Here is a 24,875-nt window from a genome sequence, read left to right as displayed (position 1 = left end):
GCCGCAGCACTGCCGTCCCGGCCGCCCACCGACCGAAAGGACCTGCTCCCCCCTGTCCCTCGCCGTAAGCCGGGCGTTGCCCCCGCCCTCCGGCCACCGCCGGATGAAAGGGCAACCGACGCCAGGGGTCGTGCGCCGCAGCACTGCCGTCCCGGCCGCCCACCGACCGCAAGGACCTGCTCCCCCCTGTCCCTCGCCGTAAGCCGGGCGTTGCCCCCGCCCTCCGGCCACCGCCGGCTGAGAGGGGAACCGACCCCACACCGTCGCTCACACCGGCGCCCAGGGCGTCGGGTGCCGCGGCGTCGCCGCCCCGGACACCACCGAATCACCAAGGACCCGCTCCCACATCCATCGTCGTACGCCGCAGCGTGGCTCCGCCCCGCTCCGCCTGCCCGCCCGCCTCCGGTCCACGAGCGCCCGCCTGGCACCCCACGCCGTATGCCGCAGCGTCACCCGCACACGGCAGCCGTTCACCGACGGGGACCTGCGTCCACATCGCCCACCGCCCCGCCCCGCCCCGGCCACACCGACTGACGGAGGACCCACCCCCGTATGACCGCGCCGCACGTGTCGCTCCCCGACGATCCGACGCACCTGCCGAACCTTCCCGGACTGCCTCCGGCGGACCCGGTGCTCTCGCCCGTCACCGGGTGGACCCGCGCCCACTGGGAGGCGATCGCCGACCGGCTTCTCGACGGGCTGCTGCCGTACGCCTCGCCGGGCTTCGCCCAGTACCGGCTGCCCGGGCCGCCCAGCCACTCCGGCCCGTGGTCGGACGGGCTGGAGGGCTTCGCGCGGTCGTTCCTGCTGGCCGCGTTCCGGATCGCGGGCTCGGACGGCCGGGTCGGTCCCGCCCTCGTCGAGCGGTACGCCGCCGGACTCGCCGCCGGCACGGACCCGCGCGGCGCCGAACGCTGGCCGCCCGTCACCGACCGGTCCCAGCCCATGGTCGAGGCCGCGTCGATCGCGATCGCCCTGCACGAGTCCCGCCGCTGGCTGTGGGACCACCTCGACGACCGTGTGCGCCAACAGGTCGCCGACTGGCTGGGCGGTTTCGTCGGCGCCGACGTCAACGACTCCAACTGGCGCCTGTTCCAGGTCATCACGGAGGAGTTCCTGGCCTCCGTCGGCGCCCCGCACAGCCGCGCCGAGATCGACGCCGGGCTCGCCCGCCTCGACGACTGGTACCGGGGCGGCGGCTGGTACACCGACGGCGACGGCCGCAAGTTCGACTACTACAACGCCTGGGCGCTGCACCTGTACCCGGTGCTGTGGGCGCGCATCGCAGGCCCGCGCGCGAACCCGGACACGGTGGCCCGGCACCGCACCCGCCTGCGCGAGTTCCTCGCCGTCCACCAGCACTTCTTCGGCTCCGACGGCGCCCCGGTGCACCAGGGCCGGTCCCTCACCTACCGCTTCGCGGCCGCCGCCCCGCTGTGGGCGGGCGTCCTCGCCGACGCCACCCCGCTGCCGTCCGGCCGCACCCGCCGGCTCGCCTCGGGCGCCCTGCGGCACTTCGCCGAACGGGGGGCGCCGGACGAGCGGGGGATGCTCACCCTCGGCTGGTACCGGCCCTTCCTCCCCGTCACCCAGCGCTACTCGGGCCCGGCCTCCCCGTACTGGGCGAGCAAGGCCTTCCTCGGCCTGCTGCTGCCGGAGAGCCACCCGGTGTGGACGGCGCCCGAGGAGCCCGCCCCGGTGGACACGGCCGACGTCCGCCTCGCCCTCCCGGCCCCCGGCTGGCTCCTGCACACCACCGCGGCCGACGGGATCGTACGGCTCGTCAACCACGGCAGCGACCGGCTCCCGCCACCGCCGGCGACCGCCGATGACAGCCCGCACTACGCCCGGTTCGCGTACTCCAGCGCGACGGCCCCCGAAACGCCGAAGGCCCCGGACACCGGCCCGGACAACCACATCGCCCTGCTCGCCCCCGACGGCACGCCGTCCCCGCGCGGCCGCATCCACCCGCTCGGCGCCTCGGGCGGCCGGGCCGCCTCCTGGCATCTGGCGCGGGGGCACCGCGTCGAGACGGTGAGCGTGGTCCACGGCCCGTGGGAGGTGCGCGTCCACCGTCTCGACGTCCCGCCCGGGACCGCGGTCCGCGAAGGCGGCTGGGCCGTCGCCGACGACACCGCGCCGCCGGTCACCCGGACCGGCCCGGGCCACGCGTCGGCCCGCCGCGCGGACGGCCTGACCAGCGCGATCACCGGCCTGTACGGCTGGGACGGCACCGAGGGCACGGTCGTGACGGCCCTCGGCACCAACGCCGTCGGCCACCACTCGGCCACGCCCGTGCTCGAACGGGGCGAGGGGGCGCGCCTGCTGGTCACGCTCGTGGTGCTCAGCGCCGACCCGGACGCGCTGCGCCCGGGAGCGGGCGCGTCGGTCGCCGGGGACGGAACCGTGGAGGTCCGCTTCCCGGACGGCACCCGGGAGCGGGTGGTGCCCCGGCTCAGCGATGCGCCAGAGTCATCGCCCGGTCCAGGGCCTGGAGGAACGAGTTGACCGTCACCCGGTCCCGCACCGCCAGCCGCAGCCACTCCTCGCCGAGCCCGGGAAACGTGTCCCCGCGCCGGACCGCGAAGCCCAGGTCGCGCAGGTGGCGGCGGACGGCGACGGCCCGCGGGAGCCGTACGAGCACGAAGGGGCCCTCGGCCGGTCCGGCCACCCGTAGCCCGTCCGCGGCGAACTCCTCCAGTCCCGCGACGAGATGGGCCCGGTCCGCGGCGATGCGGTGGGCCGCGTGGGCCGCCTCCGCCAGGGCCCGCGGCGCGACACACGCCCGGGCCGCCGCGAGGGCGGGCGTGGACACGGGCCACAGGGGCTGGGCCCGCTCCAGGTCCGCGATCGTCTCGGGGGCGGCCAGCACGTACCCGATCCGCAGCCCGGCCAGCCCCCAGGTCTTGGTCAGGCTGCGCAGGACCACGAGACCGGGTACGTCGGTGCGGCCGGCCAGGGCCTCCCGCTCGCCCGGCACCGCGTCCATGAACGCCTCGTCGACGACCAGCGTCCGGCCGGGACGGGCCAGCCGGGCGATCGTGGCGGCCGGGTGCAGCACCGACGTCGGGTTCGTCGGGTTGCCGATCACGACCAGGTCCGCGTCCTCGGGCACGGCCGCCGCATCCAGCCGGAAGCCGTCCTCCTCCCGCAGCAGCACCCGGTCGACGGTGTGACCGGCGTCCCGCAGCGCGGCCTCCGGCTCGGTGAACTGCGGGTGCACCACGACAGGCCGGCGGACCTTCAGGGCCCGCGCGAGCAGCACGAAGGCCTCAGCGGCGCCCGCCGTCAGCAGCACCCGCTCCACCGGCAGCCCGTGCCGTGCCGCGACCGCCGCCCGCGCGGCCCGCCCGTCCGGATAGGCGGCCAGATCACCGAGCGAGCCGGCGATGTGCTCCCGCAGCCACGCCGGAGGCGTGTCCGCGCGGACGTTCACCGCCAGGTCGGTCAGCCGCGCGCCGTCGTCCCGCACCTCGGCGTCACCGTGGTGCCGCAGGTCGTGCCCCTCAGTGGGCATGGGAGTGGGCGCCATGGTGGTGTCCGTGGTGGTGGTCGTCGTCGGGGTGGAAGTGCGGCTGCTGCGGCAGCCCCACCTTGTCCTCGAAGCCCGGCAGCGCGATCCGGTACACGCAGGAGTCGCAGTTCATCCGCAGGTCGCCCTTGACGGCCTCCTCGTACCGCTCCATCACGAGGTCGAGCAGCTCCGGCTCCGGGCCGATCACGTCCGCGGACCGCACCTCGACCTCCGGGTGCGCGGCCGCCCAGCCCTCCGTCTGCTGCCGCACGCGGTCGGGCAGGATGCCGGTGAAGAGGAAGTAGGGCAGGACGACGATCCGCCGCGCTCCCAGCCTCACGCACCGGTCGAGCCCGCTGGGCACGTCCGGCGCCGCCAGGGACACGAACGCCGTCTCCACGCCCGCGTATCCGCGCCCCTCCCACAGCAGCCGGGCCGCCTTGAGCACCTCGGCGTTCGCGTCCGGGTCCGTCGAGCCCCGCCCGACCAGCAGCACGGTCACGTCGGCCCGGTCCTCGGGCCTGCGTGCCGACGCGCCGAGCGCCTGGTCCAGCCGCCGCTCCAGGACGGACAACAGCGCGGGGTGCGGGCCGAGCGGACGGCCGTACGTGTACGTGATCTGGGGGTGCCGTTCCTTCTCGCGGGCCAGGGCGGCCGGGATGTCGCCCTTGGCGTGGCCGGCGGACACCAGCATCAGCGGTACGGCGGCGAACCGTCGTACGCCCCGCTCCACCAGCTCGGTGACCGCGTCCCCGAGCGGCGGCGGGGACAGCTCGATGAAGCCGCCCGCGACGGGCAGTTCGGGGTGGCGGTCGCCCAGCTCCCGGACGAAGTCGCGGAACGCCTCGGCTCCCGCTTCGTCCCGGGTGCCATGACCGGCGATGAGCAGGGCGGGCGGCTGGGTGGTCACGATTTCTCCTCGGCATGTGCATCAGGGTGGGAAGTGCGGTGGTAAAGAAGGGCGTTGAGGGCGGCAGCGGCCACCGCCGAGCCGCCCTTCTCGGACACGTTGCTCACGGCGGGCAGCCCGCTTTCGCGCAACGCGGCCTTGGACTCGGCCGCGCCGACGAAACCGACGGGCAGACCGATGACGAGCGCGGGGGAGGCGTCCAGGGTCAGCAGTTCCTCCAGGGCGGTCGGCGCGTTGCCGATCACCCAGATGGCGCCGGGCCCGACCTGCTCGTGGGCGAGCCGGACGGCGTGCGCGGAGCGGGTCAGCCCCGGACCGGCCACGGCGTCCCTGAGCCGGCAGAAGGTCTCCCGCCGGGTGATCCCGGCCGCGACCATCTCCACGTCCACGACGACGGGCGCCCCGGCGTGCAGGGCGGCGTGCGCCTTCTCCAACGCGCTCTCGTCCATGACGAGGTCGGACGCGTACTCCAGGTCGGCCGCGGAGTGGATGACCCGCTCCACCACGGCCCGGGTCAGCGGCGGGAAGTGCGAGGTGTCCAGGCGGGCGCGCAGCCGCCGGAAGGACTCCTGCTCGATCGGATGAATCACACGATCCACACGGTTCACTTGGGCTCCTCCTGCGGGCCTTCCTGCCAGCGGTAGCCGCGCGGTGTCACCATGCGCCCCGCGATGTCCCGGGTCGCCGTGTTGCCCACGGTCACGACGGTCATCATGTCGACCGTCGCCGGGTCCAGGGCGGCCAGTGTCGTCAGCCGGCTCGACCCGTCCGGCCGCGACGCGTTGCGTACGACACCGACCGGCGTTCGCGGCTCCCGGTGCTCGGCGAGGATGGCGAGGGCCTTCGGCAGCTGCCAGTCCCGGCCCCGGCTGCGCGGGTTGTAGAAGGTCACGACGATGTCCGCCTCGGCCGCCGCCCGCACCCGCCGCTCGATGACCTCCCAGGGGGTGTGGAGGTCGGAGAGGCTGATGGACACGTGGTCGTGGCCCAGCGGCGCACCGAGGAGGGCGGCCGCGGCGAGCGCCGCGGTGACACCGGGAACGCCGGTCACGTCGATGTCGTCGGACGCCTCGGCGAGCGCGGGAGAGGCCATGGCGTACACGCCGGCGTCCCCGCTGCCGATCAGTGCGACGGCCTGTCCCTTCCGCGCCTCGGCCACGGCCGTCCGGGCCCGTTCCTCCTCGGCCCCGAGCCCCGACTCCAGGATCCGGGTGCCCGGCCGCAGCAGGTCGCGGATCTGGTCGACGTACTGGTCGAGACCGACGAGCACGGAAGCGCGCCGCAGCTCCGCCTCGGCGCGGGGCGTGAGCAGGTCCCGGGCGCCGGGACCGAGCCCGACGACCGCGAGCCGGCCGCGCGCGGGCCGCCGTACGACGGCACAGGTCGCCATGGCGGGCTGCCCGTCCGCGCGGTCCGATTTCCGCTTGGGGACGAGCAGTTCGCCCCCGCCGACGAGCGCCGCGGCCTCGGCCACGGACGGAGTGCCGACGGCCGCGAGGGGCGCGCCGGACGGGTTGGGCACGTCCACGGAGGCCAGCTTCTCCGCCGAGTGGGTCACCAGCGGCACGCCCAGCCGCTCGGCCGCCTCCACGATCCCCGGTTCCCCGGCCTTGGCGTCGACGGTGGCGAGTTCGGCGATGCTCCGAGCGGACAGTCCCGCATCCGTCAGCGCGGCCTCGACCAGCGCCAGCACCTCGTCGGCCGGGGCACCCCTGGACGCCCCGACGCCCACGACGAGGGACGGGGGCCGCAGGACGACCTCGCGCTCGGCGGGCTCGACGAGGCGGTCCGTCAGCCTGATCGCGTACGAGCCCTCCGAGGCGACCGGGAGCGGCGGAAGAGGCCAGGCGAAGTCCGCCTTCAGGGCCACCGGCTCACCGTCGAGCAGGGCGCGTGAGACGGCCGCGACATCGCCCTCCACCGGGAAGCCGAGCGTGTCGAGGCCGGGCAACCCCACCGCGTCCGTCGCCGTCGTCACCACGGGCTGTGCCGCCAGCAGCCCGCCGACCTCGCGGGCCAGTTCATTGGCGCCGCCGCCGTGCCCGCCGACCAGCGACACGGCGAACCGGCCGCCCTCGTCGACGCACACCACACCCGGGTCGGACGCCTTGTCGCCGAGCAGTGGCGCGACCAGCCGTACGACCGCTCCGGTCGCCAGGAAACACACGAGCTGGTCGCACTGCGCGAACGCGGCACGTACGGCGTCCCCGACGGGACCCTCGTACACGCGCGTGCGGTCCGGCCACGCCGCGGCCAGCCGGTCCCGGGCAGCCGCCCCCGCCGCGGTGGCGGAAATGAGGCCGATCACTGAGCGACTCCTTCTCTTTCAGGTTCTCTTCCAGGCGCGTGAGGCCGGACGCCCCACAGCAGGAAAACGGGGTTGGTCGCGGCGAGCCGGGTCACGTCCCCCGGGAGCGGCGCGAGCCGGGACGACTGCAGGAGCACCCCGTCGCAGTCGAACCCGGCGCCGGTGAGCGCCGCACGGACGGCCGGTACCCGGTCCAGTGCCGCCATGGCGACGACGACCGTCCGCCGCGCCCGCCGCGCGCACGCCGTGACGACGGCGGGCAGTTCGCGCCCCCCGCCGCCCACGAACACGGCATCGGGATCGTCGAGGTCGGACAGCACGGTCGGCGCCGCCCCGTGCACGACGCGTACGTCGACCCCGTGCGCGGCGGCGTTCGCGCGGATCCGCTCGACACCGTCCAGGGTCTTCTCGACCGCCGTGGCGGCGGCGCCGAACCGCGCGCACTCCACGGCCACGGAGCCGGAGCCCGCGCCGATGTCCCACACCAGGTCACCGAGGCGCGGACCGAGCCGGGCCAGCGCCAGCGCCCGCACCTCGAACTTGGTGATCATGGAGTCCCGGTGGGTGAACTCGTCCTCCCGCAACGCCCATGCGGCGGGCCCGGCGGGCGGTCCGGCGACCGTGCGCACGGGACCGAGGGCCCGCGACTCGTCCAGGCACAGCACCACGTTCACCGCCTCGCCCCAGTCGCGGGCGGCGGCCTCGGCCGGCGTCACCCGCTCCAGGCGCTCCCGCGCGGAGCCCAGCGCGGAGGCGACGACCAGGACCCGCGCGTCGGCCCTGAGCGCGGCGCCCAGTTCGGCGGGCCCGGCCCCCGGCCCGGTCAGGACGGCGACCTTCGGCCGCGCCCGGCACACGTTGACGGCCGTACGCAGATCACGCCCGTGCGCGCTGACCACCACCGCGTCGTCCCACGGCAGCCCGGCCCGCGCGAAGGCGGCGGCCACCGACGAGACCCCCGGCCGCACATCGAGCGCCCGCGCCCCGAACCGTTCGGCCAGCACCCGCACGATCCCGAAGAACCCGGGATCCCCGGAGGCCAGCACGACGACGGGGTTCCGCTTCTCCAGGTGCCGCTCGACGACGTCCAGCGCGGGCGGCAGCGCACCGAGCACGACCTGCTCGGCGTCCGCCGGGACCGGCGCCGCGGCCAGATGGCGGCGGCCGCCGACGACGAGCCGCGCCCCGGCCAGCACCTCGGCCGGGACCGGCGCCCCCGTCCCCGTACCGACCACCGTGATCACGTGCTCGCACCCCGTGAGCGCAGGGCCCTGCGGGCCTCCGGGTCGGCCTTGCGGTACCCGTGGAAGTGACCGGGGTGGTAGAGGTGCGAGCGTGTGCCCTCGGCGTCGAGCGCCGGGCCGACCAGGAAGAGGGTGTGCTTCCAGAGCTTGTGCTCCTTGACCGTCTCCTCCAGCGTCTCGATCGTGCACCGCACGATCAGCTCCTCCGGCCAGGTCGCCTGGTATGCCACCACGACCGGCGTACCGGTCGGGTAGCCGCCCTCCAGCAGCTCCCGCACGAGCTGCCCGCTGCGGGCAGCCGACAGGAAGATCGCCATGGTCGTGCCGTGCTTGGCGAACTCCCGCACCTCCTCCCCGGGCGGCATCGGTGTCTTGCCGCCACCGAGCCGGGTGAGGACGACGGACTGCGCGACCTCCGGGATGGTCAGCTCGCGCTGGGCGAGCGCGGCGACGGCGGAGAACGCGGAGACCCCCGGGATCACCTCGGTGCCGATGCCGATCCGGGCACACCGGTCCAGCTGCTCCTGCGTACCGCCCCACAGGGCCGGGTCGCCGGAGTGGATACGGGCCACGCGCAGGCCCTCCGCCAGCGCCCGCTCGTACACGGCCATGACGTCCTCCAGCGACATCGTCGCCGAGTCGAGGATCTCCGCGCCCTCGCGCGCGTGCTGGAGGACCTCCTCCTGAACCAGGCTGGCCGCCCAGATCACGATGTCGGCTGCGGCGATGGCACGCGCGGCACGGAACGTCAGCAGGTCGGCGGCGCCGGGGCCGGCACCGACGAAGGTCACCTTGCCGGTGGGGGCATCGGCCATGGGAAACGGTCCTCTCTTCAAGGTCTTACGCGTACTGCGGGCGCCGGATGTGCGTGACCGGGGCTTGGACGTGCGGGACGGGGGCTTGGACGTGCGGGACGGGTGCTTGATCGGATACGAAGGGCACATGGCGGTCTTCGTCGCGCTCGGCGCGTTCCTGATGACGCTGGCCGGCGGCTGGACGGCACTGCGCGTGACCGACCGCCGTCATCTCGTACTGGGCCTGGCCGGCGGCCTGATGCTGGGCGTGGTCGGCCTGGACCTGCTGCCGGAGGCGCTGGACGCGGCCGGCACCGAGGTGTTCGGCGTACCCGCGGCCCTGCTCCTGTTCGTCGCCGGGTTCCTGATCGCCCATCTGGTGGAACGTCTGCTGGCCGTACGGCAGGCCGCCCACGGCGCCGGGGAACACGACGGCCGCACCCCGGAGGTGGGCCTGACGGCCGCTGCCGCGATGGTCGGCCACAGCGCCATGGACGGCGTGGCGATCGGCGCGGCCTTCCAGGTGGGCGGCGGCATGGGCACGGCGGTCGCGCTGGCCGTCGTCGCCCACGACTTCGCGGACGGCTTCAACACGTACACGATCACGAGCCTGTACGGGAACGCCCGCCGCAGAGCCCTCGCCATGCTGTTCGCGGACGCGGCCGCCCCCGTCCTGGGCGCGGCCTCGACGCTCCTGTTCACCATCCCGGAGCCCCTGCTCGGCGGCTATCTCGGCTTCTTCGGCGGCGCGCTCCTCTATCTCGCGGCGGCCGAGATCCTGCCCGAGGCGCACCACGAGCACCCCGCCCGCTCGACCGTGCTGTGCACGATCGCGGGCGCGGCGTTCATCTGGCTGGTGGTGGGCATCGCCGAGTGATGCTCTGTGCGGCGTCACAGCTTGCCGCCCCGCCCGCCCTCGCGCGGCGCGGGCGCGATGAGCGTCGAGAGGTAGGGCAGCGGCTCCCCGTCCAGCTCGGCGGCCGGCCGGATGGACTCCTCCGGCAGCCCGAGCGCCGAACCCCACACCGCGTCACCGATCCGCCCGGTCTCCCGCAGCGCCTCGGCCACCTCCTGTGCCTGCCGCCCGAACTTGTAGGCGACGACGGTTCCGGGCCCGTTCAGCGCGTCCTTGAGCACGGCGGACCCGGCGGTGACCGGCACCAGCGTCAGCGGTTCGGTCCCCTCCGTCAGCACCGCCCCCGACCTCGCCGCCAGGTCCTGCATCGCGGTGATCCCGGGCACGGTCTCCACGACGACGCCGGGCACCAGCTCGCCGATGGTCTGCGCGAGATAGGTGAAGGTGGAGTACACGTTCGGATCGCCGATGGTCGCGAAGGCGACGGAGCCGTGCGCTTCGAGCAGCCGGGCGACCCGCTCCCCGGCGGCGTCCCAGGCGGCCTCCCGCCGCGCCCGGTCGGTCCGCTCGTTCAGCGCGAACACGACCCGCACGACCTTGTCCCCGGGCACGTAGTGCAGCACGGTCGCTTCGGCCCGCCCCCGCTCACCCGTGTCCATCACGGGTACGACGACGACCTCGGCGGCCCGCAGAGCGTTGACGCCCTTGACGGTCACCAGTTCCGGATCCCCGGGCCCGACCCCGACTCCGATCAGCCTGCTGCTCATGACGTCCGGCACCTCTCCACGAACCGACGGGCCACACCGGGCTCGGACGCCCAGTGCGTGTGCAGATAACTCGCGTGCACACCGCGCTCCACAAAACCTTCGACCCGACGCTCCGGACTCCGCACACCCCAGGCGGGAGCGGTCCCCGCCCCCGGCTCGACGACCGTCCGGTGAAACTCGTGCCCCCGCATCCGCGTCCCCGCGACGGCGAGCACACTGTCACTCACCGCCACCGCGTCCCGATAGCCCAGGGTCAGCCGCTCACCCATCCGCGCGTCGGCGTCGAGCACCCCGCACATGGGCTGCCCGTCCAGCTCGCGGCACAGGTACAGCAGCCCGGCACACTCGGCGGCGACGGGAGCACCACTCCCCGCGAGGGCGGCAACGGCTTTGCGCAGAGGTTCGTTGGCGGACAGCTCGGAGGCGTACAGCTCGGGAAACCCACCACCGATGACCAACCCGTCGGTCCCGTCGGGCAGTTGCTCGTCACGCAGCGGATCGAAGACGACCACCTCCGCTCCGGCAGCGGCGAGCAACTCGGAGTGCTCCGCATAAGAGAACGTAAACGCAGCTCCACCGGCCAGGGCGACACGCGTCAGCCTGTCCGGCGATTGAGGACGAGGCCCGTTCAGGGCCGAAGGGGGGTCTGGGGGCGCAGCCCCCAGGGACGGGACGGGAAGGGGCGGCGGGGGCGAAGAGGCCAGAGCCTCAGCCGCATCCCACCCCGCACAGGACAACGCCCCGGCCCCCCGCGCCAGCGCGACCAACCCCTCCAGGTCACACCCGGCCCGCACCTGCTCCGCCATCGCCGCAACAGCCTCCACGGCCTGAGCGCGCCGCTCGGCAACCGGCACCAGCCCCAGATGCCGCGACGGCGTCGACACCTGAGCCACCCGCCGCAGCACCCCCAGCACCGGCACCCCGGCCGAGTCCAACGCCTCCCGCAACAACGCCTCGTGCCGGTCCGACCCGACCTTGTTGAGGATCACGCCCCCGACCCGCACCTCGGGATCCCACGACGCGAACCCGTGCACCAGCGCCGCCACCGACCGCGACTGCGACGAGGCGTCGACGACCAGCACCACCGGCGCCCGCAGCAACTTCGCCACATGAGCGGTGGAGGCGAGTTCACCCTCCCCGGCGGCCCCGTCGTACAGCCCCATGACACCCTCGACGACGGCGATGTCACACCCACTCGCCCCGCGCACGAACAGCGGCCCGATCAGCTCGGGCCCGCACAGGTACGCGTCGAGATTCCGCCCCACCCGCCCGGTGGCGAGCGCGTGGTACCCGGGGTCGATGTAGTCCGGGCCCACCTTGTGCGGGGACACGGCAAGCCCCCGCGCGGCGAGCGCGGCCATCAGCCCCGTGGCAACGGTGGTCTTGCCGCTGCCCGAGGAGGGCGCGGCGACGACCAGCCGAGGGACGGAAGAAGTCACCACTCGATGCCCCTCTGCCCCTTCTGCCCGGCGTCCATCGGATGCTTGATCTTGGACATGTCGGTGACGAGGTCGGCGAACTCGACGAGCTTCTCGGGAGCGTTGCGCCCGGTGATCACCACATGCTGGGTCCCGGGGCGGTCCCGCAACACGGCGACGACCTCATCGACGTCGATCCAGCCCCAGTGCATGGGGTAGGCGAACTCGTCCAGCACGTACAGCCGGTACGTCTCGGCGGCGAGATCCCGCTTGACCTGCTCCCAGCCCTCGCGGGCCTTCTCCTCGTTGTCCATCTGCGAGTCGCGCTGCACCCACGACCAGCCCTCGCCCATCTTGTGCCAGTCGACGGACCCGCCTTCACCGCTGGCGCCCAGCACCCGCAGCGCGTTCTCCTCGCCGACCTTCCACTTCGCCGACTTGACGAACTGGAACACCCCGATCGGCCACCCCTGGTTCCAGGCCCGCAGAGCGAGCCCGAAGGCTGCCGTGGACTTGCCCTTCCCGATCCCCGTGTGCACGACGACAAGAGGCCGGTTACGACGCTGACGAGTCGTCAGACCGTCCTCCGGTACGACGCTCGGCTGTCCCTGCGGCACTACGCGGCCCTCCTCGAATTGCCCTGAACGTCCCTGACCAGCCCGGCGATCGAGTCCGCCCGCAACTCGTCCAGCGTCACCGCCGTACCGCCCAGCTCACCCGCCAGCTGCCCGGCCAGCCCCAGCCGCACGGGCCCCGACTCGCAGTCCACGACCACGGAGGCGACCGAGTCGGCCGCGAACAGCCGGGCCGCACGCCCGGCGAGGGCGACCGGCTCGGGCCCGCCCGTGGCACGCCCGTCGGTCACGACCACGACCAGCGCGCGCCGCGCGGGGTCCCGCAGCCGCTCCACCCGCAGCACCTCGTGCGCCCGCAGCAGGCCCGCCGCGAGGGGCGTGCGCCCACCGGTGGGCAGCGACTCCAGCCGGACCGCCGCCGCGTCCACGGAAGAGGTCGGCGGCAGCGCGACCTCGGCGGCCGACCCCCGGAAGGTCACCAGCCCCACCTTGTCCCGCCGCTGATAGGCGTCGAGCAGCAGCGACAGCACGGCACCCTTCACCGCACTCATCCGCTGCCGGGCGGCCATGGACCCGGAGGCGTCGACGACGAACAGCACGAGGTTGCCCTCGCGCCCTTCCCGCGTCGCCTGCCGCAGATCGTCACGGCGTACGACGAGACCGCGCCCCGACCGCCCCCGCGCCCGCTGATGCGGCGCCGCCGCCTGCACGGTCGCCGCCAGGTGCAGCTTCGTCAGCGCGCCTCGGGGCCGCCGGGCCCCGGTCGTCCGCCCGTGCTCGGTCCGCGCCCGCGAACGCCGCCCCGCGGCGCCCTCACCGAGACCGGGCACGCTCAGCACCTTGGTACGGAACGGCTCGGAGGCCCGCGCCGGCTGCTGCTCACCCGCGCCGCCACCGGAAGGCCGCGGTTCCCCGCCCTCCTCACCGGCCTCGGGCCGCGCACCGGTGTCGCCGTCTTCGCCGGGCCCCTCGGAAGGCGGCTGTCCGCCGCCCCCGTCGCCCCCGCCGGGCCCGTCGGGGTCCGGATCCTCGTCGTCGGACCCGTCCCCGAACTCCTCCAGGGTCTCGTCGAGCTTGTCCTCGTCGAGTCCCGGAGCGTCGAAGGGGTTACGACGCCTGCGGTGCGGCAGCGCGAGCAGCGCGGCCTGCCGGACGTCCTCCGCGAGCACCTCGGTGCGTCCGGCCCACGCGGCCAGCGCGACCGCCGTACGCGCCATCACGATGTCGGCCCGCATGCCGTCCACCTCGAAGGCCGCGCAGGTCGCCGCGATCTGCCTCAGCGCCCCGTCGCCCAGCAGCACCGACGGCAGCAGCTTGCGCGCCGCCACGATCCGCGCCCGGACGGCGGTCTCCTCGTCGGCCCACCGCGCGACGAAGCCGGCCGGGTCGTCGTCGTACGCGAGGCGCCGCCGTACGACCTCCACCCGCTGGTCCGGCTCCCGCGAGGCCGCGACCTCGACGGTCAGCCCGAACCGGTCGAGCAACTGCGGCCGCAGTTCGCCCTCTTCGGGGTTCATGGTCCCCACGAGCAGGAACTTCGAGGCATGCCGTACGGAGACACCCTCGCGTTCGACGTACGACGCGCCCATCGCCGCCGCGTCGAGCAGCAGGTCGACGAGGTGGTCGTGCAGCAGGTTGACCTCGTCGACGTAGAGGATCCCGCGGTGCGCGTCGGCCAGCAGGCCGGGCTCGAAGGCCTTCACGCCCTCCGAGAGGGCCCGCTCGATGTCGAGGGCGCCCACCAGCCGGTCCTCCGAGGCGCCGACGGGGAGTTCGACCATGCGGGCCGGGCGCGCGGTGCCGTCACCGGGCTCGTGCGGGCCGTCCGGGCACGCCGGGTCCGGCCCCGCGGGGTCACAGGAGAACCGGCAGCCCGGGACGACGGGGACTTCCGGCAGCAGCACCGAAAGGGCCCGCACCGCCGTCGACTTGGCGGTGCCCTTCTCACCACGCACCAGCACACCGCCGACCGCCGGGGACACGGCGTTCAGCAGCAGCGCGAGGCGCAGGTCGTCCTGGCCGACGACGGCCGTGAACGGGAACGGGGTAGTCACGCCGCGATCACTCCTTCGAGTGGCTGATGAGATGGCAAGACGCTGCGAATCGCGGGGGATGCCAGGCTTTTGCCGTGATCCCCGCTGACGCGGGGGTGGTCCGAAGTCGAACCCGTGGGCTCTGCGCGGGATGACTTGCTCCCCGCCGCTGCGGGGGTTTCCAGGGAGATCATGCGTCCCCCTCCAGATCGCCCTCGAGTTCGAGGTAGGTCGCCCGGAGCCGGTCGAGGGTCTCCTGGTCCGGCTCCGCCCAGAGCCCTCGGTCAGCCGCTTCCAGCAGACGCTCCGTGATGCCCCTCAGCGCCCAGGGATTCGATCGCTTCATGAACTCCTGGTTCTCCGGGGCGAAGACGTACTCGGCCGACAGCTTCTCGTACATCCAGTCGTCCACGACCCCGGCCGTGGCGTCGTACCCGAAGAGGTAGTCGACGGTCGCCGCCATCTCGAAGGCGCCCTTGTAGCCGTGCCGGCGCATCGCCGCCATCCAGCGCGGGTTGACCACGCGGGCGCGGAAGACGCGGTGCGTCTCCTCGCCGAGCGTGCGGGTCTTCACCTGGTCGGGGGTCGCCGAATCACCCACGTACGCCTCGGGACTCGCTCCCGTCAGATGCCGCACCATGGCGACCATGCCGCCGTGGTACTGGAAGTAGTCGTCGGCGTCGACGAGGTCGTGCTCGCGGGTGTCGACGTTCTTCGCGGCCACGGCGATCCGCTTGAAGGCCGTCTCCATGTCCCCGCGCGCCGCCCGCCCCCCGAGCCCGCGACCGTACGCGTAGCCGCCCCACACCGCGTACACCTCGGCGAGGTCGGCGTCGGAACGCCAGTTGCGGGCGTCGATCAGCGGCAGCAGACCGGCACCGTACGCGCCCGGCTTGGAGCCGAAGATACGGGCGGTCGCGCGCCGCCGGTCACCGTGCTCGGCGGTGTCCTCGTCGGCGTGCGCCTTCACGAAGTTCACCTCGGCCGGCTCGTCCAGCTCGGCCACCGCGCGCACGGCGTCGTCGATCAGCCCGACGACGTGCGGGAACGCGTCCCGGAAGAAGCCGGAGATGCGGACCGTGACGTCGATGCGCGGGCGCCCGAGTTCGGCCGGCGGCACGACCTCGAAGCCGGTCACGCGGCGCGAGGCGTCGTCCCAGACGGGGCGGCAGCCCAGCAGCGCCAGGATCTCCGCGATGTCGTCACCCTGGGTGCGCATGGCGGACGTGCCCCACACCGTCAGGCCGACGGACTTCGGGTACTCGCCGGTGTCCTGGAGGTACCGCTGCACGAGCGAGTCGGCGAGGGACTGCCCGACCTCCCAGCTCAGCCTGGACGGAATGGCCTTGGGGTCGACCGAGTAGAAGTTGCGGCCGGTCGGGAGGACGTTGACGAGCCCGCGCGTCGGCGAACCGGACGGGCCCGCCGGGACGTAACCCCCGTCCAGCGCCTTGAGGATGTGCCCGATCTCGTCGGTGGTCTTCTCCAGCCGGGGCACGACCTCGTTGCAGGCGAACTCCAGCACGGCGACGGCGTCGGGCAGTTCGGTGCCGATGACCTCCCGTACGAGAGGTGCGCTCTCGGCCACGGCCCACCCGCGTGCCTCCATGCCCTCGGCGAACCGCCGGCACAGCTGCTCCAGCAGGTCGATGGCGTCGGCGGCCGAGCGGGACGGGCCCTCGACGAGGTCCGTCAGCTCCACCGGGACCTTGACCGGCGCCCCGGGCTCGGCCAGCAACTCCTTCTCGACGAGCCCGAAATGTGTCGCGAGGCAGGCCCGCAGCCCCGGCAGCGCGTTGGCCTGCCCGCCCCACACCTGCGAGGCCCGCAGTACGGCGAGCACGAGGTTCACGCGCGGCTCACCGACCGGACCGCCACCGAGAATGTGCAGCCCGTCCCGGATCTGCACGTCCTTGATCTCGCACAGATAGCCGTCGATGTGCATGACGAACTCGTCGAACGCGTCGTCGTCCGGCTGGTCGTCGACGTGCAGGTCGTGGTGCAGTTCGGCCGCCTTCACCAGCGTCCAGATCTGCGCGCGCACGGCCGGCGCCTTCGTCGGGTCCAGGTCGGAGACGAGCGCGTACTCGTCGAGCAGCTGCTCCAGCTTGGCGAGGTCGCCGTAGGTGTCCGCGCGCGCCATGGGCGGGACGAGGTGGTCGACGACGGTGGCGTGCCCGCGGCGCTTGGCCTGGGTGCCCTCGCCGGGGTCGTTGACGATGAACGGGTAGATGAGCGGCAGCTCCCCGAGGACGGCGTCCGGAGCGCACCCCCCGCTGAGCCCGAGCCCCTTGCCCGGCAGCCACTCCATCGTGCCGTGCTTGCCCATGTGCACGACGGCGTCGGCGCCGAAGCTGTTCTCCAGCCACCGGTAGGCCGCCATGTAGTGGTGCGAGGGCGGCATGTCCGGGTCGTGGTAGATCGCGATCGGGTTCTCGCCGAAGCCGCGCGGCGGCTGGATCATCACGACGACGTTCCCGAACTGGAGGGAGGCGAGCACGATGTCGTCCCCGTCGACGTACAGACTGCCCGGCGGCTCGCCCCACGCCTCCAGCATGCCGTCCCGCAGCTTGGGGTCGAGCGTGTCGAACCACGCCCGGTAGTCGGCCAGCGGCACCCGCGCGGGCGCGGCGGCGAGCTGCTCCTCGGTGAGCCATTCGACGTCGTGGCCACCGGCGTTGATGAGCCGGTGGATCAACTCGTCGCCGTTGTCGGGATGCCCTTCGACGACGTACCCGGCGTCCCGGAGCGAGTCCAGGACGCGGATCGCCGAAGCGGGCGTGTCCAGTCCCACGGCGTTCCCGACCCGGGAGTGCTTGGTCGGATAGGCGGTGAAGACGAGCGCGAGCTTCTTGTCCTGGTTCGGCTTGTGCTTCAGCACCGCGTGCCGTACGGCGATCCCGGCGACCCGCGCGGCCCGCTCGGGGTCGGCGACGTACACGGGAACGTCGTCCGGGCCCTGCTCCTTGAAGGAGAAGGGGACCGTGATCAGCCGCCCGTCGAACTCCGGGATCGCGACCTGCATCGCCGCGTCCATGGGGGAGAGGGCGGCGTCGGACTCCTCCCAGGCGCTCTTCGAGGAGGTCAGGCACAGGCCCTGCAGCACGGGGATGTCGAGGTCGGCGAGCGCCCCGATGTCCCAGGCCTCCTCGTCGCCTCCGGCCGAGGCCTGCGAGGCGTGCGCGCCGCCGGCGGCGAGGACGGTGGCGACGAGGGCGTCGGCCTTCCCGAGGATCTCGTACAGCCCGGAGTCGGCGCCGCGCAGCGAACCGCAGTAGACGGGCAGGGCGTTGGCGCCCTTCGCCTCGATCGCGTCGCACAGCGTGTCCACGAAGGCGGTGTTGCCGCTGAGGTGGTGGGCGCGGTAGAAGAGCACGCCGATGCTGGGGCGGCCCTCGACGAACGCGCGCTCCCCATGGACGCCGTACTCCGGCATCTTCTGCGGCTCGACGAACCCCTCACCCGTCAGCAGCACGGTGTCCGACAGGAACCGCGCGAGCTCGGTGAGGTTGGCGGGCCCGCCCTCGACGAGGTACCGCAGCGCCTCGGCCACCACACCCGCAGGCACGGACGACTCGGCCATGAGCTCCGCGTCGGGCACGGTCTCACCGCCGAGCAGGACGGTCGGAATGCCCGAGGCCTTGAGAGCGGCGAGCCCGTCCTCCCAGGCACGCTTGCCGCCGAGCAGCCGTACGACGGCGATGTCCGAGCCCTCGAGGAGCCCCGGCAGTTCCTCCGCGACATCGACCCGGGTCGGATTGCCGATCCGGTACGAGGCATCGGAGGCGGCCCGGGCCGCCAGCAGATCCGTGTCGGCGGTCGACAACAACAACACTGTGCTCATGCGGGCGCTCCCGGTGGAATGAAAGGCAGTCCTTGCGGCGCGCCGGACTCGATGAGCCGCCACAGCGCGTCCGTGTCCGCGTGCTGTTCGATCAGGTCGCCGAGCCGGTCGAGCTGCTCCTCGCGCAGCGCGGCGAACGAGGTGTCGGCCGCCGGCACGAAACGGCGGCCCGCGGCAGCCGCCACCTCGCGCAGGAAGGCCCGCCGGAAGCCGTCCGACTCCAGCGAGCCGTGCCAGTGGGTGCCCCAGGTGCCCCCGACCCGACAGCCGTCGAGGAACGGGTCACCGCCCCCGATCTCGGCGACCCCGTGATGGATCTCGTACCCCTCGACCTGCTCGCCGAGGGCCTCGCCGACGGGCCGGGTGAGGGTCTTCTCGCGGGCGAACCGCACCCGGACGGGAAGGAGCCGGAGCCCTTCGACATGCCCCTGCCGGCTCTCGACCTCGTCCTCGATGTGCTCGCCGAGGACCTGGAAGCCGCCGCAGATGCCGAGGATGGGCCTTTGTTCGGCGGCCCTGCGGACGAGAGCGTCGGCCAGCCCCCGCTCCCGCAGCCACTCCAGGGCCCGGACGGTCCCCCGGGTCCCGGGAAGGACCACGAGGTCGGCGTCGGCCAACTCCTCCGGCCGGTCCACGAACCGCACGACGACACCCGGCTCGGCGGCCAGCGCGTCGACGTCCGTGAAGTTGGACATCAGCGGAACCGCGCAGACGGCGACCCGCAGCACGTCCTCGCCGACCGGCGGGGCCACGACCGACTCCCTGACCGTCCCCCGCAGGGAGACCCGCAGCCCGTCCTCCTCGTCGATGCCGAGCCCGTGCCGGAAGGGCAGGACACCGTAGGTGTGCCGCCCGGTGAGCGAGTGCAGCATGTCGAGGCCGGGTTCGAGCAGGGACACGTCCCCGCGGAACTTGTTCACGAGGAACCCCGCGACGAGCGCCTGGTCCTCCGGTGAGAGCAGCGCGACGGTCCCGAAGAAGGAGGCGAAGACGCCCCCGCGGTCGATGTCACCGACGACGAGCACGGGCAGCCCGGCATTCCGGGCGATCCCCATGTTGACGATGTCGGTCCGCCGAAGATTGATCTCGGCGGGGCTGCCGGCCCCCTCACAGATCACCGCGTCATACGTGCCCCGCAACTCGGCGAGACAGTCGAGAACGGTCCCGAGAAGCTTCTGCTGCCGCCCCCCGTGATAGCCCCGCGCGCTGAGCTCGCCGACCGGCTTCCCGAGCAGCACGACCTGACTGCTCTGCTCACCGCCCGGCTTGAGCAGCACGGGGTTCATGAGTGTGGTCGGCTCGACCCGGCAGGCCTGCGCCTGCATGGCCTGGGCCCGCCCGATCTCGGCCCCTTCGCGCGTCACGAACGAGTTGAGGGACATGTTCTGCGCCTTGAACGGCGCGACCTTGACCCCTTGCCGCACCAGCCACCGGCAGATCCCGGCGGTGACGACACTCTTGCCGGCGTCGGAGGTGGTGCCGGCGACGAGAAGACCACCGCTCATCGGATACGCCCCCTGGTGAGAAACCGCCCGGCGACACTGACGCCGAGAGCCAGCAGGCCGACGCGCCGGGACAGCCGTACGGCCCGCTCGATGTCGGGTGTGGTGACGGCACGCCCGTCCCCGTTGAGTACGGGCCGGTGCTCCACCCGCCCCGCATAGGACAGGGTTCCGCCGAGCCGTACCCCGAGCGCCCCGGCGAACGAGGCTTCCACGGGGCCGGCGTTGGGACTCGGATGCTTCGCGGCGTCCGCCCGCCAGGCCCGTACGGCCCCTTGCGGATCCGGCCCCGCAAGCGCGGCCAGCACCGCGGTGAGTCGCGCTCCCGGCCACCCGGCGAGATCGTCGAGCCGCGCGGAAGCCCACCCGTAGCGCCGGTACCGGGGCGACTTGTGCCCGACCATGGCGTCGAGGGTGTTCACGGCCCGGAAACCGAGCAGCCCGGACACCCCGCCCACAGCTCCCCACACCAGCGCCCCGACCACCGCGTCGGACGTGTTCTCGGCAACGGACTCCACGACCGCCCGGGCGATCCCGTCGGCGTCGAGGGCCTGCGGGTCCCGTCCGCACAGGTGCGGCAGCCGGGCCCGCGCGCCGTCGACGTCCCCGGCCTCCAGCGCCCGCCCGATGACCCGGGCCTCCCGCGCGAGCGAAGTCCCCCCGACGGCGGCCCAGGTGGCGGCACCGGTCAGCGCGACGGAAGCGGCAGGTGACGTACGGACGGCCCGAACAGCAAGGCTTCCCAGGGCGACAGCACCCCCGGCACACACGACGGCGTGCAGGGCGCCCCACCCCCGGTGGTCCCGCCACAACACCCGTTCCACGGCACCCGCGGCCCGCCCGAACCCGGCGACCGGATGCCCACGGCGTGGATCGCCGAGCAGGAGGTCACCGAGAAGGCCGGCGGCGGCGCCGTACGCGAAAACGCGATCGGCACGCATGAACTCAGCCGACCGCTGTCACAGACAGGTCGCTGGGGTTGAACCTCGAACGGCAGCCGCGCATGGCGATATGTCCTCACTCAGGGTGTCCACGCCCTGGTTCGACGAGATCGGCGGTGAGAGTTCCTGGCTCCCGGGGGTTCCTACCCCGGTGACAGTGGCGGGACCGCGCCGGACTCACACCGGCTTCCTCTCCTACCGCCGTACATGGCTCGGGCAGTCCACCATGGGGTTGGAAGGGCCGTCAACTCGCTGTTGACCTGCGGGAGCGGAGTGTGCTGAGGCCCACATCGGGCGGTGCGGCGGGGCGCCCCACGGCACCCCGATCGGCCGGAATTCCCCTCGGGCGGGCATCGTCCGACGAACCGGCGGGGTGGGTCGCAAAAGCCCGCCCTGCCCGGACCGCTGATGAGGCGACCGGAGCAGGACGGGCCGGAAAGTGCGCGCGAGCCCTCAGGCCACGATCAGGTAGATCCCGTACCCCACGGCCGCCGCACAAGCCGCGAAGCACGCGTACGCGCCCGTGAGCGCCACGGCGGCCGTGTCACCCTGCGCGGCAGCCCGCTCGCGGCGGGACAGGCCCACGATGCCGAGGGTGAACAGGGCCACGAGGGCCACGGTGATCAGGAGGCTGATGCCGAAGACGGATCCGAGGGCCGCCCAGTCGATCTTCATGCTGGTTCTTCCTTCGTGCCGGTGGGTGCCTGGGTGGCGGGGCTCAGACGGTGGTCGCGGCCGACGGGGCCGCGGGGTCGGCCGCGGTGGCCGGGGCCGGGATGGTGGCCGTGAGGTCCTCGGTCACCGTGCCGCCGACGGGAGGCGGCGTCACGGCGGCCATGGCCGTGGTGACCACGCCGGCCGGCTCCTCGGTGTCGTTGACGTTCGTGTGGTCGACGACCTCGCGGCGCGAGAGCTTCCAGATCGCGGCGCTGGAGGTGATGAGGAAGACGGCTACGAGGGCCGTGCCCCAGGCGCCGAAGCCGGTCACGTACTCCGCGAGCGCGCCCACCAGGGCCGCGGCGGGCAGGGTCAGGCCCCACGCCACGAACATGCGGGTCGCGGTCGACCAACGGACCACGCCGCCCTTGCGGCCGAGGCCGGCGCCCATCACCGAGCCGGAGACGGAGTGCGTGGTGGAGAGGGAGAAACCGAGGTGGGAGGAGGCCAGGATGACCGTGGCCGCGCTGGTCTGGGCGGCGAAGCCCTGCTGCGGCTGGAGGTCGGTCAGGCCCTTGCCCATGGTGCGGATGATGCGCCAGCCGCCGAGGTAGGTGCCGAGCGCGATGGCGATACCCGCGCTGAGGATGACCCACATGGGCGGGTCGGAGTCGGGGGCGACGGCGCCGCCGGCGACCAGGGCGAGGGTGATGATGCCCATCGTCTTCTGGGCGTCGTTCGTGCCGTGGGCCAGGGAGACCAGGCCGGCGGAGGCGATCTGGCCGGAGCGGTAGCCCTTCGCGGCGGCCTTGCCGTCGGCCTTCTTGCCGAGGGAGTAGGACAGTCGCGTGGCCAGCATCGCCGCCAGGCCCGCCACGATCGGAGCGGCGATCGCCGGGATCAGAACCTTGGTGACCAGGACGTCACCGTGCACGCCGCCGAAACCGGCCGAGGCGATGGTGGCGCCGATGAGGCCGCCCATGAGGGCGTGCGAGGAGCTGGAGGGGAGCCCGACCAGCCAGGTCAGCAGGTTCCAGAGGATCGCGCCGACCAGGGCGGCGAAGATGACCTCGGGACGGATGCCGGTCTCGTCGACGAGACCCTTGGAGATCGTGTTGGCGACCTCCACGGAGAGGAAAGCGCCTACAAGGTTGAGCACGGCGGACATCGCCACCGCGACCTTGGGCTTGAGCGCACCGGTCGAGATGGTGGTGGCCATCGCGTTGGCGGTGTCGTGGAAACCGTTCGTGAAATCGAACGCGAGTGCGGTTACTACCACAATCGCGAGGATCAGCGAGAAGTTTTCCATTTACCCAGGCAATCGTTCGAGGTCATTGGCCAGATGAACGTAGGTAACCTGGGTGAACGGAAGATGAACTGAGCAGGGCTGCACGGTGACCGGATTCGGCGATTCCCGCTCCATCGGGCTCCAGTTGATCCGCGCGGCCCCGCCGCCGCGGGGTCAGTCGCCTCTGGCGAACTTCCGCAGCAGGCTCTGGGAGCCGTTGAAGAGATTCTGGTCACCCGGCAGGCCGCCGCCGTTGTCGTACTGCCAGATGGTCCAGAACGACCAGCCGGCAGGCAGCGCTCCGGGGTCTGCCGCGTCGTAGCGGGCGATCCACAGAGCGTGATCCGAGGCGAAGGCGCGGCTGCCGCCGGTGCACGTGTTCCACCAGTGGGCGGTCGTGTAGATCACCGGACGGCGACCGATGAGCCGCTTGACCTCGTCGCTGAACGACGTGATCCAGCTGACCATCTTCGGCTTGGTCAGGCCGTAGCACTTGTGCTTCTCGTCGTACGGGTTGTATTCGATGTCGAGCGCGGGCGGCAGCGTCCAGCCGTCCGCCCTCCATCCGCCGCCGTGGCCCACGAAGTGCGCCGCCTGCGCCGCGCCGGACGACGTGTGGGGCAGGGCGAAGTGGTACGCCCCGCGGATGATGCCCGCGTCGCGCGCTCCGTTGTACTGCCGGCTGAAGTACGGGTTGCGGTAGGTGGTGGACTCGGTCGCCTTGACGTAGACGAACGTGGCGCCCTTCGCCCTGGCCTTCTGCCAGTCGACGTCCTTCTGGTGCGAGGAGACGTCGTGCCCCTTCGGCAGGCTCGCGGCCGAGCCGGGCGTTTCGGCGAGGGCCGTTCCCCCGATGGTGAGGGCCGCCACGGACACCGCCAAGGCGCGGACGTGGCGGCGGGCCGGACTGCGATCACGGGCCATGTGTCCCCCCGGAATGGCGACGTGCATGACAAAGCTCCCAGAGATTACTGGAAGATCATCGAATCTCCGGTGATGTCCGCCCAAGCGACCAAAGAAGCCTGTGTGTGACCACATGTGTCCTTTCGGAGCTGCCGGTTCCGGCCTGAAGTGCCCTCGCCCGGGGGCAGACCGACGCCGTGCCTGGCAGGATCGCCGCATGGCTGAGGAGCGGTGGGACTCGGAGGGCGTACGGGGCGGCCGGGAAGGCGCACCGGAAGTGCCGGAGCCGCGGGGGAGGAGTGTGCGTCCCGAGGAGGCGCACGCCTGGGAGGCGCTCGTCGCGACGGCCCGGCGGACGGTGTCCGACGGACTGGTCGTCGGCACCTCCGGCAACGTCTCGGTACGCGTCGAGGACACCGTCCTGGTCACACCGTCGGGCGTCCCCTACGACCGGCTCGCGCCGGACGACGTCACCGGCGTCGACCTCGACGGCCGGCAGGTCCTCGGCACCCTCGTCCCCACCAGCGAACTGCCCATGCACCTCGCCGTCTACCGCACCACCGACGCGCTCGCCGTCGTCCACACCCACGCCGTGCACGCCACGGCCGTCTCGACCCTCGTCCCCGAGCTCCCGGCGATCCACTACATGACCGCCGCGCTCGGAGGCTCCGTCCGGGTCGCCCCGTACGCCGCCTACGGCACCGACGAGCTGGCCGAGAACATGCTCCACGCCCTCGCGGACCGCTCCGCCTGCCTCCTCCAGAACCACGGCACCCTCACCCACGGCACCACCCTGGACCAGGCCTACGACCGCACGGCCCAGCTGGAGTGGATGTGCCGCCTGTGGCTGACGGCGTCCTCGGTACCGGGCTTGTCACCGACCCTGCTGTCCGAGGCACAGCTGGCGGAGACGGGCGAGCGGCTACGGGGCTACGGCCAGCGCGCCTGAGCCGCGGCCCGCGCGACGGACTCCCCTCCCGGCCTGCCGGGAAGAGCCCCGGCGTCCCCCGGGACGCTCCACCCCAACCCACCGGGACGAGCCACGCCGTCCCGGCAGGGGGTCACCGCATCTGCTGGGGTGAGCTATCCCCTGTCTGCGGAGGAGTCAGCCCACCTGCCGGGGTGAGCCATGCCGCCCCGCCGGGGGGTCACCCCACCTGTCGGGGTGAGCGGCGTCGGCCTGCCGGAGGGTCACCGCACCTGCCGGGGTGAGCCATGCCCGCCCGGGGATTCACCACATCTGCCGGGTGAGCGGCGTCGGCCGCCGGGGGTCACCGCATCTGCTGGGGTGAGCCATGTGGGCCGGGGGAGTCACCGCATC

The 24,875-nt window shown here is 73.2% G+C and carries 19 protein-coding genes and 1 riboswitch; of the genes, 3 read left to right on the top strand and 16 right to left on the bottom strand.

Going from position 1 to position 24,875, the window contains the following annotated elements; translation table 11 throughout:
- The first annotated feature begins 552 nt into the window (after positions 1–552).
- Positions 553–2,508: a DUF2264 domain-containing protein gene (locus ACZ5XS_RS22425; protein ID WP_468653902.1), complete on the top strand. Its 1,956-nt coding sequence runs from the start codon at positions 553–555 to the stop codon at positions 2,506–2,508.
- On the opposite strand, the gene cobC is transcribed toward ACZ5XS_RS22425, so the two are convergent.
- From cobC to cobM, 6 genes are read right to left on the bottom strand one after another with little or no spacing between them, the layout of a single operon-like run.
- Positions 2,456–3,517, bottom strand: a complete 1,062-nt coding sequence (cobC, locus tag ACZ5XS_RS22420) for an Rv2231c family pyridoxal phosphate-dependent protein CobC (RefSeq protein WP_468653900.1) — start codon at positions 3,515–3,517, stop codon at positions 2,456–2,458. The genes ACZ5XS_RS22425 and cobC overlap by 53 nt on opposite strands.
- Complete coding sequence (locus ACZ5XS_RS22415) at positions 3,507–4,424, bottom strand: sirohydrochlorin chelatase (protein WP_468653898.1); 918 nt, start codon at positions 4,422–4,424, stop codon at positions 3,507–3,509. Before ACZ5XS_RS22415 ends, cobC begins: the two co-directional genes overlap by 11 nt.
- Positions 4,421–5,023, bottom strand: coding sequence for a precorrin-8X methylmutase (locus ACZ5XS_RS22410; RefSeq protein WP_468653896.1), 603 nt, complete (start codon positions 5,021–5,023; stop codon positions 4,421–4,423). Before ACZ5XS_RS22410 ends, ACZ5XS_RS22415 begins: the two co-directional genes overlap by 4 nt.
- Positions 5,024–5,028: 5 nt before the next feature.
- A complete protein-coding gene (gene cobJ, locus ACZ5XS_RS22405) occupies positions 5,029–6,732 on the bottom strand; it encodes a precorrin-3B C(17)-methyltransferase (protein WP_468653894.1) in 1,704 nt (567 codons plus the stop codon).
- The gene (gene cbiE, locus ACZ5XS_RS22400; RefSeq protein ID WP_468653892.1) at positions 6,729–7,976 is read right to left on the bottom strand and encodes a precorrin-6y C5,15-methyltransferase (decarboxylating) subunit CbiE; all 1,248 of its coding nucleotides are present in this window, start codon (positions 7,974–7,976) and stop codon (positions 6,729–6,731) included. Before cbiE ends, cobJ begins: the two co-directional genes overlap by 4 nt.
- The gene (gene cobM, locus ACZ5XS_RS22395; RefSeq protein ID WP_468653890.1) at positions 7,973–8,791 is read right to left on the bottom strand and encodes a precorrin-4 C(11)-methyltransferase; all 819 of its coding nucleotides are present in this window, start codon (positions 8,789–8,791) and stop codon (positions 7,973–7,975) included. Before cobM ends, cbiE begins: the two co-directional genes overlap by 4 nt.
- 127 nt (positions 8,792–8,918) lie before the next feature.
- Between cobM and ACZ5XS_RS22390 the strand changes: the two genes are divergently transcribed.
- Positions 8,919–9,647, top strand: a complete 729-nt coding sequence (locus ACZ5XS_RS22390) for a ZIP family metal transporter (RefSeq protein ID WP_217235798.1) — start codon at positions 8,919–8,921, stop codon at positions 9,645–9,647.
- Between the two features lie 14 nt (positions 9,648–9,661).
- Here the strand turns inward: ACZ5XS_RS22390 and cobI are convergent, their stop codons facing one another.
- From cobI to ACZ5XS_RS22340, 10 genes are all read right to left on the bottom strand, one after another.
- Positions 9,662–10,393: a precorrin-2 C(20)-methyltransferase gene (gene cobI, locus ACZ5XS_RS22385; RefSeq protein ID WP_217235799.1), complete on the bottom strand. Its 732-nt coding sequence runs from the start codon at positions 10,391–10,393 to the stop codon at positions 9,662–9,664.
- Positions 10,390–11,832 (bottom strand): cobyrinate a,c-diamide synthase, encoded by a 1,443-nt coding sequence (locus ACZ5XS_RS22380; RefSeq protein ID WP_468653888.1) that lies wholly within the window; start codon positions 11,830–11,832, stop codon positions 10,390–10,392. The genes cobI and ACZ5XS_RS22380 overlap by 4 nt, the downstream gene beginning before the upstream one ends.
- A complete protein-coding gene (cobO, locus tag ACZ5XS_RS22375) occupies positions 11,829–12,428 on the bottom strand; it encodes a cob(I)yrinic acid a,c-diamide adenosyltransferase (RefSeq protein WP_217235801.1) in 600 nt (199 codons plus the stop codon). Before cobO ends, ACZ5XS_RS22380 begins: the two co-directional genes overlap by 4 nt.
- Entirely contained in the window at positions 12,428–14,440 is a 2,013-nt protein-coding gene (locus ACZ5XS_RS22370; protein WP_468653885.1) for a putative cobaltochelatase, read from the bottom strand. The genes cobO and ACZ5XS_RS22370 overlap by 1 nt, the downstream gene beginning before the upstream one ends.
- 169 nt (positions 14,441–14,609) lie before the next feature.
- Positions 14,610–18,263 (bottom strand): cobaltochelatase subunit CobN, encoded by a 3,654-nt coding sequence (gene cobN, locus ACZ5XS_RS22365; protein WP_468653883.1) that lies wholly within the window; start codon positions 18,261–18,263, stop codon positions 14,610–14,612.
- Positions 18,260–19,768 carry a cobyric acid synthase gene (locus tag ACZ5XS_RS22360; RefSeq protein ID WP_468653881.1) on the bottom strand — a complete coding sequence of 503 codons (1,509 nt, stop codon included), beginning with the start codon at positions 19,766–19,768 and terminating at the stop codon, positions 18,260–18,262. Before ACZ5XS_RS22360 ends, cobN begins: the two co-directional genes overlap by 4 nt.
- Complete coding sequence (locus ACZ5XS_RS22355) at positions 19,765–20,706, bottom strand: cobalamin biosynthesis protein (RefSeq protein ID WP_468653879.1); 942 nt, start codon at positions 20,704–20,706, stop codon at positions 19,765–19,767. Before ACZ5XS_RS22355 ends, ACZ5XS_RS22360 begins: the two co-directional genes overlap by 4 nt.
- Positions 20,707–20,807: 101 nt before the next feature.
- Positions 20,808–20,947: riboswitch (cobalamin riboswitch) on the bottom strand.
- A gap of 212 nt (positions 20,948–21,159) precedes the next feature.
- Positions 21,160–21,381: a hypothetical protein gene (locus ACZ5XS_RS22350; RefSeq protein ID WP_468653877.1), complete on the bottom strand. Its 222-nt coding sequence runs from the start codon at positions 21,379–21,381 to the stop codon at positions 21,160–21,162.
- Between the two features lie 43 nt (positions 21,382–21,424).
- On the bottom strand, positions 21,425–22,672 hold the full coding sequence (locus ACZ5XS_RS22345; RefSeq protein ID WP_468653875.1) for an inorganic phosphate transporter: 1,248 nt from the start codon (positions 22,670–22,672) through the stop codon (positions 21,425–21,427).
- A 153-nt stretch (positions 22,673–22,825) separates the two neighbouring features.
- On the bottom strand, positions 22,826–23,575 hold the full coding sequence (locus tag ACZ5XS_RS22340; protein ID WP_468654067.1) for a lysozyme: 750 nt from the start codon (positions 23,573–23,575) through the stop codon (positions 22,826–22,828).
- Between the two features lie 196 nt (positions 23,576–23,771).
- On the opposite strand from ACZ5XS_RS22340, the gene ACZ5XS_RS22335 reads away from it, so the two are divergent.
- A complete protein-coding gene (locus ACZ5XS_RS22335; RefSeq protein WP_468653873.1) occupies positions 23,772–24,503 on the top strand; it encodes a class II aldolase/adducin family protein in 732 nt (243 codons plus the stop codon).
- Positions 24,504–24,875 lie beyond the last annotated feature (372 nt).

It is taken from the genome of Streptomyces sp. NPDC033131 (assembly GCF_055578365.1).
Note: the sequence above shows the minus strand (reverse complement) of the source record. Positions and strands in the feature narration are given on the sequence as shown.